General features: G+C 42.4%; 11 protein-coding genes. 2 read left to right on the forward strand and 9 right to left on the reverse strand.

What is annotated here, in order from left to right; genetic code table 11:
• Positions 1-989, forward strand: a 989-nt coding sequence (locus B3763_RS04970; protein ID WP_286744303.1) for an amidohydrolase family protein, incomplete at its 5' end; no start/stop codon positions are given.
• Between the two features lie 297 nt (positions 990-1,286).
• Complete coding sequence (locus tag B3763_RS04975; protein WP_286744305.1) at positions 1,287-1,790, forward strand: hypothetical protein; 504 nt, start codon at positions 1,287-1,289, stop codon at positions 1,788-1,790.
• Positions 1,791-1,978: 188 nt separating this feature from the next.
• Here B3763_RS04975 and B3763_RS04980 read toward each other — a convergent pair whose 3' ends face one another.
• From B3763_RS04980 to B3763_RS05020, 9 genes are all read right to left on the reverse strand, one after another.
• Positions 1,979-4,354 carry an AIPR family protein gene (locus B3763_RS04980; protein WP_286744307.1) on the reverse strand — a complete coding sequence of 792 codons (2,376 nt, stop codon included), beginning with the start codon at positions 4,352-4,354 and terminating at the stop codon, positions 1,979-1,981.
• On the reverse strand, positions 4,351-5,334 hold the full coding sequence (locus B3763_RS04985) for a PD-(D/E)XK motif protein (RefSeq protein WP_286744311.1): 984 nt from the start codon (positions 5,332-5,334) through the stop codon (positions 4,351-4,353). Before B3763_RS04985 ends, B3763_RS04980 begins: the two co-directional genes overlap by 4 nt.
• On the reverse strand, positions 5,327-8,113 hold the full coding sequence (locus tag B3763_RS04990) for a Z1 domain-containing protein (RefSeq protein WP_286744314.1): 2,787 nt from the start codon (positions 8,111-8,113) through the stop codon (positions 5,327-5,329). The genes B3763_RS04985 and B3763_RS04990 overlap by 8 nt, the downstream gene beginning before the upstream one ends.
• Complete coding sequence (locus tag B3763_RS04995) at positions 8,113-9,540, reverse strand: ATP-binding protein (RefSeq protein ID WP_286744316.1); 1,428 nt, start codon at positions 9,538-9,540, stop codon at positions 8,113-8,115. The genes B3763_RS04990 and B3763_RS04995 overlap by 1 nt, the downstream gene beginning before the upstream one ends.
• Before the next feature lie 49 nt (positions 9,541-9,589).
• Positions 9,590-10,369, reverse strand: a complete 780-nt coding sequence (locus B3763_RS05000) for a DUF3883 domain-containing protein (protein WP_286744318.1) — start codon at positions 10,367-10,369, stop codon at positions 9,590-9,592.
• On the reverse strand, positions 10,360-11,955 hold the full coding sequence (locus B3763_RS05005) for a DNA cytosine methyltransferase (protein ID WP_286744320.1): 1,596 nt from the start codon (positions 11,953-11,955) through the stop codon (positions 10,360-10,362). The genes B3763_RS05000 and B3763_RS05005 overlap by 10 nt, the downstream gene beginning before the upstream one ends.
• Positions 11,936-12,367: a very short patch repair endonuclease gene (locus B3763_RS05010; RefSeq protein WP_286744322.1), complete on the reverse strand. Its 432-nt coding sequence runs from the start codon at positions 12,365-12,367 to the stop codon at positions 11,936-11,938. The genes B3763_RS05005 and B3763_RS05010 overlap by 20 nt, the downstream gene beginning before the upstream one ends.
• Before the next feature lie 326 nt (positions 12,368-12,693).
• Complete coding sequence (locus B3763_RS05015) at positions 12,694-12,981, reverse strand: DUF3667 domain-containing protein (RefSeq protein WP_286744325.1); 288 nt, start codon at positions 12,979-12,981, stop codon at positions 12,694-12,696.
• A gap of 142 nt (positions 12,982-13,123) precedes the next feature.
• Positions 13,124-13,687, reverse strand: a 564-nt coding sequence (locus tag B3763_RS05020; protein ID WP_286744328.1) for a S1 RNA-binding domain-containing protein, incomplete at its 5' end; no start/stop codon positions are given.

The raw sequence follows: 13,687 nt of genomic DNA on the forward strand, positions 1-13,687 counted from the left end.
CCACCACCAGAGACCCTCAAACGGCCACCACCGATGTTCTCACTTATGGCGATCTAGTGGTTGCGGGTAAGCTCATTGGGCCTAGAATCTATTCAACGGGCCCGGGAATTTTCAGCAGCGAGAATGTTAGCAGTCTTGAGCATGCCAGAAAGGTAATGAAACGCTACAGTGCCTATTACGACACTAAAACCATCAAAATGTATGGCACCGGTAACCGACAACAACGTCAGTGGATTATTCAGGCTGCCAGAGAACAAAATATAATGCCTACCACGGAAGGTGGACTTAATTTTAGGAATAATCTTACCCAGATGATAGACGGGTATCCGGGACAGGAGCATTCGCTGCCCGTATTTCCGTTGTACAAGGATGTAGTTGGTTTAGTGGCCTTTACCAAATCGGCCTATACCCCTACCTTATTGGTTGCTTATGGTGGCCCCTGGGCAGAAAACTACTTCTATGCTCTGGAGAGACCGCATGACGACCCCAAGCTAAACCGCTTTATGCCACATCACAACCTGGATAGCCGATCGAGAAGAAGGAACGCAGGTTGGTTTATGGAAGAGGAGCATGTTTTTGAGGAGCAATCGGCTGTGGCCAATGCCATTGTGCAGGAAGGCGGACGCGTGGGCATAGGTTCTCACGGTCAGCTACAGGGCTTGGGCTATCATTGGGAATTATGGTCTGTTCAGTCTGGAGGCATGCCTGAGTTAGACGCTTTGAGAGCAGCAACTATACTTGGGGCTGAAGCCATAGGCTTGGACAATGATTTGGGTAGTATTGAGGTAGGCAAGCTGGCCGATCTTGTGATTCTAAACAGCAATCCGTTGGATGATATCACAAACTCCAAAGACATTGGTTATGTGATGATTAATGGGCGCCTCTACGAAGATGACACGCTTAACCAGGTTTATCCTCTAAACAAGCCACTTCCAAAACTTTGGTGGCAGGATTTTGCTCCTACGGGAGTTCCCGGAATCAGAAAATAACAGATTTCGACCAATAGTTTGGTCAAAATACCGATTATAGAATAATACGAATGTGATTGTCTCTAATTCAGTACTTTAAGAGACAATCACATTTTTTTTAGAGACATTCTCTCTTTCTTTCAACACCACAATCGAACTAATCACAGTATAGAATAAGCAAGCCGCGAGGCTTTGGAATGTTGCTTTGGTCCTTGTTGTCCTCTGCCTTAGGGTAGCACTCTAGCGGCTCCGTCAATAAGGTGTATTCTACTTATTATTTTTTTTGGTTAGATTTAACTACCTCAAAACCTGTGAATTATGTTTAATCAGACTGTTAAACAATTCACACACATAGTACTGGCAAGCCAGGTAATTATTTTTTGTGCACTCTATTACTATTCGTTCGAAGGCACACCTAAACTCAAAAAGTTATTGCCTAAAGAGGTAAGGCATTTTGAGTTTGAGAAATCGCGAACCGATGTTCTATCGGCTAATCCGAAACTCGTGCTTTTAAAAGAAGAGAGTTTCCGTTGGGTTTACGGGCTGGAGCTTCAAGACTCTAAGATCAGCGCAGTAGTTCTCTATTTTGGTAAAAGTTCAAATGAGCCTCTTTATGAAATAATAGTAAACTACAAAGACGCTGCCGACATGGAGATTGACGCAAATGCCCTTCTGGGCAAACCTAACTACAAAGGCAATGAGTGGAAGTTTTATGGTAAAGCCTCTGCTCCCTTGCATGCCTGGGTTTATAAAAACAAAATTGTCTATGCCATGCCCCTGCCCGGCACTGAATGGTATGAGAATGGTAAGAGTACTTTGTAGCCTATAGAGCTATAACGGTAGCCCCAAACAGTAAAAGACGATACAGGGTAACTACCGGATAAAAAGACACCATAATGATTAAAACTTTAGTCAGAAAAAGGTAAGTCTTGGCGCCTCTCCATGGCCTTAATTCAAAGGCCAGATAAAGCCCTGAAGTGATCAAAGCTATTGACAACAGGTTTCTTCATTCAAACTTTTACACCAAACTTCTTCAATTTGTCAATGGCCGTTTGTGTTGCCTGAAGACGTTTCAGGTCAATATTTTCCTGACGTTTCAGTTTTTGAATGACCGTTTTCAAAACGCTGATTTCATTAAAACTTAGCGTGTTGGTCTGCTCACCCAGATCGAGAATTCGTTTCCAGTCATCATCTGTTAACCGACTTAACCGGTTATACAATACCGAAGGGTCGATCAACTCTTTATCATCTAGCTTGCTTAAAGCTTTGATCTTTTCAATGTCAATATCTTTTTCCGTAATCAGATCAACGATCTCGGCCCCTTTCTGAATTAGTCTGTCTGTCATGGTTCCTGATTCTTTCAATGTTTTCCGGATCATGGAAACGTTGGTTTCCTGGTATTTGGAAAGTATCTCTGAATTGAGATTGTACGAGTACAAACCATCCCAGAACCGGATACCAAGAGAAGTAATCTTTTGTAGATTATTGTATTTCTGTACTTCTTCGGTATCTGTGCTGTCAGAATCATAGCGCGTCTTAAATTCTGCATCCGTGATCAGGTATTTCCTGATCACTTCCATGTTCATTGGGTGGCCGGTTCGTCCGGTCAATGCCTTCCAGGTTTTTTCTGCTTTCGCGGCTTCACTTATAAGTGCAACATCCAGACTATTCAGAAAGTCATACACATATTTTAGCCCTTTCTTCAGTTCTACCTGGAGATCTTCCGGGATCACCTGGGTGTCCCAGATCATTTCCAGGTTCAGACGGTTTCCGGTCAGGAAGTGCAGATAAGACAATGTATAAGCAACTGTGTGTGATTTAATGTTGGTATCACCAATCGGATCCTGATTTTTCCGACCGAATAATTTATCTGTTGCCTGGAACAATATTGCATTTGCTACAATATCCTGCCAGTAAACTCGACCCGGTTTTTTCTTTTTGAAGTCCTTCTCAACATCTTTCAGAAACTGATTATAATTCTTCTGTGCACCTTTTGCAACATGGAAAGGCTGCTGATGCCATATATTCATGTACTTGGCAATCTCAGATTTGATGATAACCTGACTTCTCGGAAATTTCAACTTAAAAGCGTCCTGTTTTCCTTTAGTCGGTTCCTTATTAAGCGCTTCTTTGTATTGTCCCTTAACTCTTTCCAGGAACCAGATGGTCTGTTTGTTCGAATCTTCAGGGTCAATGGCATAAGTTGTTCTAGACAATTCCTCCAGCCTCTGCAGGAAGGGGTTATTTGACGTAAGATCGAGTTCAGAAACTTTGTTCTGGCTATTGGCATACCTGGAAATGAAGGGAACCGTTTCGTTCTTCTTGTCCTCATCTTTTATTACGGTAAGTTTCATCTGAACGAAGACTTGCGATAAATCAGCCTTGAACTTTTTCTCGGTATGAAATAAGGAAGCTGTAGTCTGACCTCCGTTTACGATCTGAAAGTCCTTCACTCCTGTAATTACCAGTTGGCCGTCCTCTAGTTTTTCCATTTTGACTTCTTGTGCAGTGGTAGCCAGTCCATTGTTGTATGGAAGAAACATATATGGTTCTTCCCTGATTGTATCCCTAATACCCCTGTTGATTTTTCCTGTCTGTTGCAGGAATGCCCTTACATTGCTTTCCAGTAGCCGGGTTCCGTAGTTCCTGTACAGAGTGGACAGAATGCTGCCAGGCACAATTGCCAGGTAGCATTCGTACAGGTCATTTTCGGAAGGCATTGCCAGGCATGGGATAACTTCTCCCAGGGTTTCCCTGAAATCGATCTCAATCGGTTCCCGGTTGTACCTGGATTGAGAGAGCCTGTGCAAACGTTCTGCATCCCACACATGATAAATAAAGGTCGTATCATCCAGTCCTTTAAGGCTGAAATTCTTTGGCGGGTCATGTGGAATGTTACCATTGGAGAGGATAAAAACATTGACCCGGTCAATTTCCTTATAGTTATCCTTTATCAGCCTGGCAAGTCCATACGCTTCCGTGGAAGGCTCAATGTCTTCCAGGTGTCCTTTGAACGCTGCATTCAGGAAACCGGCAGGCCATTTTACCAGCTTATCAAAATCGGGTTTGCTGACCCGGTAAAGCTGATTTGTGTCCTGAAAGTGGGTAATAAAAATGTGAAGTGTTTCATATCCTTCTTCAATGCCGTATCCATTGATTTTGTACTGGATATTCTCAAGCTTGTTTTCCTTTACATACGGGCATAATCTGATGCTTTCTGTTTCTCCTGCCTCTGCCAGTAATTCCATTACGTATTCGGTAAACTTATTTTCCTTAGAGGTACCGTCCTCATCTGCATATACCAGTGAGTTCACTTCATGGTAGAGCTCCAAAAGATATTGTTCCAGTTCAAAGTCTGTATGAATCGCTCCACTTATCTGGCTCATATAATTGTTTTTAATACATCTTCCTCTGAAACTTCAAACGAGTTACAGGATGAAATGGCAATCTGATACTTAACATTGTAGATTGCTTCATTATGCAGATTCCCTTTCAAGATCACCGGGAATCCGTCCCGAACCTGAAAGAACCTCCGGCTGTTAACGGAATAACTGATCTCATCATAATTTTCGATCATATCACTACTTATCCCGACACGTTCAAGTCTGGTTTCAAATTCCCGGATCAGTTCCGTATCATGGTTTACCAAATCTTTTATTTCTTCTATAATACCTGAAAGTGAATTCTGATTACCGGTCGTTTCTGTAACTGAAATGAGACCAAGAAAAAGGTGATCCCATGCAGTAAAATCAAGCTGCTGTTCATTGGATATGTGTACGGACGAGTTGTTTGCTTTGGATGTCTTAATCTCAACTGCATTTTGGTTTCTTGCAAAGTCCTGATTCGCGCTCTCAGCACCGCTCCATGAGCGCATAGCTTCTATAAGGTTGGAGGTGTTTTGCAGAAGTAGCCTTAAAAAGAACAGTTCTCCGAATAATCCTCTTTGTTTTTCAGCAGATAATAATTCTCCTGTTACTCTTGAAAAGAGCTTTTTCCAATAGTTTACCCTTTGGTTGATTAATGTGAGCGCCTGTTGGGATTCTGAAACTGTATTGAGTTTTTCAATGATGTCTTCTATGAACATTGTGAAAATGTCCGTCAGCTCTTTTTCAAGGAGAATTATCGTGTATTCGGTTTGTGATTGGCTAAAAGGGATTGCCTGTATTTCCACACCCCGGAATTTTCTCAGAAAGTTCTTATGTACAGGTGCTGCAGAATCGAGTTCCAGTTGAAACATTCTTGCTCCTGTTGCACCGATCAGCCCGATAAAACAATTCAGCCGCGGAATGGAATCAATCCTCTTTTTCACCACGTTCTTTCCGGATGTAGATTCCTGATCAGTCCATATTTGTTTTATATCAGTCATCTTCCTCCGTATCATCATCTTCCTGCAGAATTTCTTCAAATTCGGTCTGCTGTGGACGTGCCGCATATTCATAGGTCTCCTCACCATCAAATTCCGGGAAGATCAAACCAAAACCTACAAGTGGAATGTTTTCATCAAGGTCAGGAGATACCCTTGGATCCAATGGCATAATTACCAGAAGTGGTTTCCCTTCACTGTTTCGCTTGTCCTTTATGTCCTGTTCGGTAGGTTCAGATTTGAATTCGAGATCGATCATTCTCGCTCGCTTATCCAGTATGGCATTTTTGTTCCCCTTAACACTGAGTTCAGTAAGACCATTTTCAAGATTACGAGCAGGCAATCCACCTGTAATATTTCCATCACTCCAGGTAAACGTGTGTGATTTGACAGGTTTACCGCTCAGATCACCTTTGGTAGTAATTGTTTTACCCGTATTCAGAATAACCGCAACAGACCATTCCGTCAGCTTGCCATTTTGATTTTGCTTTTCTATGTACGCTCTTAAAATATCACCTCGTATGTACCCGGAACGATAGGATGCGATAAAATCAGACACAATATTTGCGTTTACCTTATTCCAAAGTAGTGCGTTTACTCCGCGGTTCGATTTCTGCTCTTCGGGTCCGGATAGACGATTCAGGAGATTCTTGAAAACCTGATAATTGGATTCGACCACTGAGGGAGATTTCTCAAATGCATAGGTCTGAATCAGTTTACCCGAGAATCCTACCTGAATGCGCTCATGATCCCTCATTCTGGTTACGGATGTAATAAGCAGCATACCCGGATGTGTCCGTACCTTTAACTGAAAATCTTCGGGGCGAAGGTTCTTAGCTGCCATTTCATCAAAATCTGCCCGCATTTCCTCCGTGGCCATGGTAACATGCCGGTACCAGTTTACCAGTTGTTCAGTAGTATATAACCTACAGAGATCAACATAACCGGGTCGGTACCCGAACCATCTACCCATCTGCATCAGAGAATCGTACATGCGTGTTGTTCGGAGATAATAACTGACCGACAAGCCTTCAAGGGTAATTCCACGGGCAAGCTTATTACCCCCGACAGCAATTACTGAGAGGCTTGTTCCCGCATCCTCATACTTTTTGTAATTGATTTCTTCAATGTTGTGATATTCCAGATTCCTTGTATTCTTGGTTCCATGCACAGCACGGACTTCTATTTTGGTTACTGCATTGATTAATTCGGCTTTTACCTCATCCCAGGAAAATGTTTTGATTTTCGGGTCGGTATAGGACAGGTTTTCAAGGACTTCTTCTGTTGTCGGAATGAAATCGTTTTTATAGATATCTTCGAGTTCGGTAAGAAGGCTTCCCTGGCCGGATTTAATCTGCCTGTTGTAATCTCTCAGGACTTCATTCACCAGCCAGGCAATACGGTCGATCCAGGCTACCCTGAGGGCAACGTGAATTAACATGGAATTATGTTTTTTGTCCTGGCCTCTTAAACGTCTCACGGCACAAGTGAGAATAAAGGCCTGGATTGCTTCTTTAAGCGATCCGGGAACATCATCCGGAAGGATATCCCTGTTTTCCCGATTGATTGTTCGCGGGAACCAGGGCTCCTGGTCTTCGGCCGGGCGAATAATGTCCAACCCTTCAAATGCTTCTCCGGTTTTTTCATTCTCAAACCCGAAAACCTGAGCAGCACCTATGTAATTGGATGGTGGTGGAATATTGACGATAAAATCCCTGGGGAAAAGATCTTCTCCCACTTTTAACTTCACGTCCTTTACCATTGTTTCGAGTTCTTCACTCCATGTTGAAGGGATGAACAGATTTGCATAAGGTGTCGCGGTATATCCAATGAAGGTATTCTGATTGAACAGGTTCAACAATGTCCGGATGAGGCGGTTTATCGTCCTTACATCTATTTCAGTACCTGAATTGACAGATGCATTGTCCGCTTCATCATCAATAACCAGCACCGGAACGTTGTGTATTTTTCTGTTCCCGGCAGAGTCGTCAACAGCAAATTGGTTTAACCAAAGTATAAGGTTTTCCAGAACACTCTTGTTCTTCTTTATTACCAGAACCGTGGGGCTGTTACCACCAATGGGTACATTCAAACGAGTGGCTATACCTCTGTTAAAATCACCTTTATCATCAGATGAGGTGTAGGAGTAAATTTCCGTGTCAACCTTATATTCTCCAACTCCTATCTTGTTGTTTTTCTTCCGCAGGATAAAATCTGCACTGTTCCGGCCAATATAGCCTTCATCTATTCTCACCTGGGTCTGTGAACGGAGTGTGTTGTGTACTCCGGCAATGACAATTATGAGTTTATAACCTGCATCAGTAGCCTTGTTGATCAGGCCGGTGTAATTGGCTGTTTTACCTGACTGGACATTACCGACCACCATTCCCCTGCGATCCCAGCTACCTGGAGTTTTCGGATTAATACATTTATCGAGAATTTTTTTTGTCAGGTCATCCAGGCTATCTATTGGAAAGGAACCATCTTTTGCCTTCAACCAACCTTTATATCTCTCCCAAAGCTGCCATGGATAATTACCCGGAATGTCGTGTAACCAAGGTTTTACATTCTTATTGACCAAGTGAGTTGCTTGCCCTTGAAAGACCTCAAAGTCATATTCCAATTGTTCAATCAGGTCATTCAAATCAACATTAGGGTACTGCTGCTTTATTAAAGGATTTTCAGCAACTTCCTTAATATCTTCAGGTACGATATCACGGATTCTTTTTATATCACCCAATAAAATGTGACAGACATTACGGGCGCTTTCTAATTCTTTCATTATTCAAAATATTCAATTAGTTGTGTGTACTGATTGAAAGGTTCTATGTTGAAAATCTGCTTTATGGCCAGTTTACGATCCATTCCACTTGATTTAAGTGAGCTATACATCATTCTGGCCAGTGCTATTGTACCGGAATCAGGTTCAGTATTATTATCTCTGAGTTCGTGGCTTTCCGGTTCCTCACTATGGTATTGGATAATCGCCTCCACTGGTGTGGTTTGACCAATCAGTTTAAGCGCTGACCTGAACTCAGAAGGGGATATGGATTCCTTTTCAAGCAGGCTTTTGATAACCGGATGGCCTTCATTGACATAATAATGCCGGATCTCATCCCGTCCCTTTTTTGCTTTCCATACCGGTTGAAAATCAAAGCTCTTAATCGAATCATCCAGCATGATCTGATTACCTCTGAACCGGTGAACGGAACCAGCTGCTTTCCGTGTCATTTTCCCGAGACGAACCAGATCTTTGCGGATAGCAATGGAAGGAGTAGCCGTAGCTTTTTTAATGTCGATTTTCCAATCGTGGTCTAATCGATTCGGGATATCAACAAGGATTCTTGCGTTCTTGAAATGTTCATTTTTTGGAAATAATCCAAGCCAGTCCCCGTAAAGAAGCAGACGGCTGTTGCGGTAAATGTAGAATCCCTGCAGACGGTACCATTCATCCGTTTTTGCTTTTTTACGCTCTTCCGGATTCAGTTTGGAAATGTGCGGCAGTACATAACATTTGACGATTACCTGGTTATTATCAAGGTTCTCATGTGCTATCAACTGACCCCCCTCTGATTCTTTCATAAAGGGGTCCCATGGTTCCAGTTTGTTCCCATTCATCCAGATGGTCAGTTTCTTCCTTTCCATGTAGCGGTGAAAAACAAGGCTGAGGTGATCCTCCACCTTTTCAAATTCTTCCAGGAAGACATTCCGTGCAGCTTCATTATGAACATTGGCATTCCCTACCAATCTGTCCAGTTTTTCCCACAAGACTATAGTGCCATGATTAAGTTTTTCCAATGGCTCCTGAAATTTGTTATCAGATAAATAATCCAGGAGATTCCATTTCCCGGTCTCATTTACGAAATCCAGGTCCCAATGCCTTTTAATGATGCTGTGTTTTTCTTTCCTGGTCAGTACCGTTAGTGCTTTACATTGCGAAAAGGATGAGGTTTTTAATCCAAGTCCGAACCTGCCCAGGTCATGTTCCTCACGATCATCTTTCGGGTCTTTGCTGCCCGGTGTCATGGCTTCTATAAGGCCGTCACGATCCATTCCATCACCGTCATCTGTAATTGTCACCCATGACTTTTCACCGTCCCACTCGTACTGTATCCAGACATTATTTGCCCGGGCAGAAATGCTGTTGTCGATTATATCGGCAATGGCAGTCTGCAGATTGTACCCGAATGCCCTGAATGTATTGATCATGGCTCCGGCTTTGGGTGGAGTTTCTTCGGATGGTATGTTATGGAGGTGATCAGTCATTAATGTATTGTAATTCGTTATTAGATACACTCCACTGCACTTGGACAGTTTGAATTATATTTTTTCTTGAATTTAATTTTGAAAATGGGTCATTGATGAAAGAAATTTCAGGAGAATCATTGATGTTAGACACAAGACAAACTGTATATTTTGCTCCTTCTTTTTTGGCAGTTTCCCATTCCTTATTCGTAAAGAGAAGTCCGCCTATATTACTAGCCAGTCCTTTAACTTCAATAAAATGTTGATTTGATTCAGATTTGATTTCAAAATCATACCCACATCCTAAATCTCTTGTATCAATTAACTCACCTGCAATAGGCACATTATTAATTCTATGATATTCAATAAAAAGTTGTTCCGCCCTTTTTCCAGTTGGGCCTCTTAATATAAATGAAGAAGTTCTGTCCTTATCGGAGTTTTCATCTGCTATGGACAACAAGTGATTTAGATTTTCCGTGTCACTTTGAATTTTCCCAGAAAGAATATCTTCAACAATTACTCTTAATTCTGGCTCATCCAAATTTTCAAGTGCTAAAGCAACATTAGTTCGACTTGGACTCATTGGTCTTTGATACCAGCCTGCACGATAACCAAATAAGGGATCGAATTCATCACGCCAATTTCGGACGGAATGTTTCTTTACATCTAATTTGTTACTGATATCCAAAAAAGAAGATTCCCAATTTTTATAACCAAGATTTTTGAGAGCAATTTTGTCAAATCTTGCTAGGTAATAGGCTACATATAGAGTGAGCTTATGATTTATTTCCATTTGTCTAAAACATTTAAAACAACCTGGGCAATTTGCACAGCTAAATAAGGAGGAACGGCATTACCAACCTGGTGGTATTGCGCAGTACGGGAACCACAGAATAAGTAGTTGTCAGGGAATGTCTGTATTCTGGCAGCCTCTCGTACCGTCAGGCTCCGGCACTGATCCGGATCGTAGTGAATGAAGTAATGTCCATCCTTGGAAATATGGCTCGTTACAGTTGTGGCCGGCTGATCCGGAACCTGTACCCTGAAACGGTCTGCAAACTTTCCTGATTTGGCATTCTCATGATCGGGAAGTAATTCAACACTATGCTTTTCAAATTCGTGTAATCTCGGAAACCGCTTGTATGTTTTCGTAAACATGCTTGAGAACATATAGCGTTTCAGGTCCTCAACCAGGTGTGAACGTGATTCGTGATTTGCGGCACCTTTCATTTCCGGATCATGATACCAGGTAAATAGCGGATTCTCTTTAGATGGGGTTTTACAGGGAACAAATTCCGATCCGATTCCATTACCCGGAGTTGTAATTCCTGCCGAAGAATAGTCTTTGGCAAAACCATTCCATGAAATAATCTCTTTCCGGAAGGAATTAATGAGTTTCAACCAGTTCTTATCTGAGTCATGCTCGTTGCGGTAGATGCGCTTTTTCTTTCCTTTTACAATCTCGCTACGCTCAAATGACCGGTTAATCCCGCTGCGGATTTTTGGCAGATCACCGATAATTTCGGTAAGTGTCACAGGTTTTTCGGACTTGTTCAGGATTCCAGGAATAACGGAAATGTCCTCCCGGATTCCGAGCAATATTACGCGGTGTCTTTTCTGTGGAACACCGTATTCTTCAGAGCGAATCAGGTAATCGGTATCGTTGTTGTACACGGGGTGACCATTGTCATATTCAGTCGCCTCTGTAGTAAGTGAGAAAATTTTGTACCCTGGGGATTTCTTTTCGGTAAATACAGATGAGGGATCCCGCAGGTCTCTTTTTATCAGGTCAAACATTTTCTCACCATCCAGTACGGAAGAAAGAAGGCCTTTGACATTTTCCATAACGAAAACTGCGGGATGGTGTTCTGCAATAATTCTCAGGTATTCTTTATACAGATGCACCCTCTTGTCTTCATTATCAAGCTGATCCCCCCATTGTCTGCGTGAGCGTCCAACGAGTGAATATGCCTGGCAGGGAGGTCCTCCGATAAGTACCCAGTTGGTTGCACCATTCAATGCCTTCTCTATTCGGGAATCAATCAGTTCAGGAGGGAAATCCTTATGCCCGAGCTCAGCGCACCAGGCTTCTTCCTTTGCTTCCTGAGCCTGATCCTTATATTTCTCAAATAGCTGTTCTCTCAGCTGTTCCCGCTTATCTGGATCAGCCTCCATGATCATGTCATAGTATTCGGATGGCGCTTTCTTAACCGGGAATTTCCTGAAAAAGCTCCTTAATTCAAGAGTTTTATGCGCGTTTGCATCCATTTCAATGGAAAGTCTGACATCAAAAACCCTCTTATTCCATTTGATAACAGAAGAAAAACCTTCTCCAAGGCCACCCGGACCCGCGAATATGTCAATTACGGGTATGGCCATTACGTATTTTCTTTATTAAGTTAATCAGTGTATCATCACGTTTTTCTGGTTTGAGTTCGCACTCAAATACCGTGAGTACATCCCATCCAAGAACCTTCAGTTTCCCTTCATTCTCTTCATCCTTATGCCTGTTGGTATTGATTTTATCTAACCACCATTGTGTACGGGTTTTCGGAACTACATAGTATTTGCATCCATCATGTCCATGCCAGAAGCAACCGTGCACCATAACAATGGTATTGTATTTCGGCAGAACGATATCGGGTTTACCTGGCAGTTTTTTGTCGTGCAGCCGATACCGGAAACCATGAGCATGCAGGAACTTCCGAACCAGTATTTCCGGTTTGGTGTCCTTGCCTTTGATCTGGCTCATGTTATAGCTTCTTATTTCCGGTTCGTGTACGTCTGCCATCCTATACTTTAGTTAAAACTACTAATTCTTTATTTTTTCACATCTAAAATGACTGCAATTTCATTTAGGATTTGAAAACGTGATAGCCGTCCATTTTCGACATACGAGTTATTTGACTCCTCTGTAATGTTTATATCAGAAAATTTTAGAAAAATAATAGGGTTACTCATTTAGATCGTATTGGTTAGATTCCAGTATACTAGCCATAAGCTGTGTTCTCACAGCGCCTTTTAACAACCATCTGTGAAGACTCAAATGGAGGCAAGGTTCAGAAATATACGTTTTGCGACTCAAGTAAGTAACCCTAAAAAATAAATAGAAATATGCTATTTATATATTAGGTTGACTATCAGGAAAATATTAAGTGGCTTGATATACTTCACCCGAGCCCCTCTGGCGTAGTCGCTGGCATATTTACCGGGTTTAAACAACAGTAGCTTCATTGACCTAATAAGCCTTCCTTCTAACTGCCAAACATTCGAAAGCAAATCCTTTACCCAAACCCCTAAGGCCTTGTCGCTCTGTACAAGAACTTTTTCTCCGCACACATGGCAATATTTACCCATCAGCGGTTGCCCGCAAGATTGACAGCATGCCGTGCTAACTTCTTTCATTGGATTTTCAGGAATGTATAAAACCGAGCTTAAAAGGTTTAATATAAACCCTTGCCTGCTTTATTCCAACCAATGGTTTCAGGTGCTACAAGCCGTTTAGGCTTGTAAGCCAAGACTAGGTAAATGGGGTTAGCCCCGGGCACTACTTTCCAAACTTGCCTTTCAATGCGGCCAATTTAGCAGCCATATCTGTTTCCGGAACGTTCTGCTTCCTCCCCGATGATCTTTTCTTTGCCCCACCGCCTTTTGCCGCGCCATCGCCTTTCATCGAGAGGGATATTCGTTTTCTGGCTACATCTACCTCAGTTACAGTAACCATTACTTTTTGCTGTACAGCTACCACATCGGCCGGATTGCTCACATATTGGTCGGCCAATTGGCTGATATGCACCAGACCATCCTGATGGACACCAACATCTACAAAGGCTCCAAAGTTGGTTACGTTGGTCACTATTCCGGGAATTCTCATCCCTACCTTTAGGTCTTCGATATGGTTTACGCCATCGGCAAAACTGAATACCTCGAACTGCTCTCTCGGGTCCCGGCCCGGTTTGGCGAGCTCAGCCATAATGTCTTTTAAAGTAGGCAGCCCCACGGTATCAGATACATACTTTTTTAGGTCTACCTTCTGCCTAAGCGATGCATCTTTAATAAGGTCTGTTACCTCACAATTTAAATCGCGGGCCATTTGGCTCACTATGGTGTA

Source organism: Roseivirga sp. UBA1976 (genome assembly GCF_002336325.1).
GTDB classification, from domain to species: domain Bacteria; phylum Bacteroidota; class Bacteroidia; order Cytophagales; family Cyclobacteriaceae; genus Roseivirga; species Roseivirga thermotolerans.

Excerpts from the sequence above, each read along its gene's own strand:
- B3763_RS04990 (WP_286744314.1), bottom strand. The coding sequence starts at position 8,113 with ATGAAAGAATTAGAAAGCGCCCGTAATGTCTGTCACATTTTATTGGGT.
- B3763_RS05015 (WP_286744325.1), bottom strand. The coding sequence starts at position 12,981 with ATGAAAGAAGTTAGCACGGCATGCTGTCAATCTTGCGGGCAACCGCTG.
- B3763_RS04995 (WP_286744316.1), bottom strand. The coding sequence starts at position 9,540 with ATGATCAATACATTCAGGGCATTCGGGTACAATCTGCAGACTGCCATT.
- B3763_RS04985 (WP_286744311.1), bottom strand. The coding sequence starts at position 5,334 with ATGACTGATATAAAACAAATATGGACTGATCAGGAATCTACATCCGGA.
- B3763_RS05005 (WP_286744320.1), bottom strand. The coding sequence starts at position 11,955 with ATGGCCATACCCGTAATTGACATATTCGCGGGTCCGGGTGGCCTTGGA.
- B3763_RS05000 (WP_286744318.1), bottom strand. The coding sequence starts at position 10,369 with ATGGAAATAAATCATAAGCTCACTCTATATGTAGCCTATTACCTAGCA.
- B3763_RS05010 (WP_286744322.1), bottom strand. The coding sequence starts at position 12,367 with ATGGCAGACGTACACGAACCGGAAATAAGAAGCTATAACATGAGCCAG.
- B3763_RS04975 (WP_286744305.1), top strand. The coding sequence starts at position 1,287 with ATGTTTAATCAGACTGTTAAACAATTCACACACATAGTACTGGCAAGC.
- B3763_RS04980 (WP_286744307.1), bottom strand. The coding sequence starts at position 4,354 with ATGAGCCAGATAAGTGGAGCGATTCATACAGACTTTGAACTGGAACAA.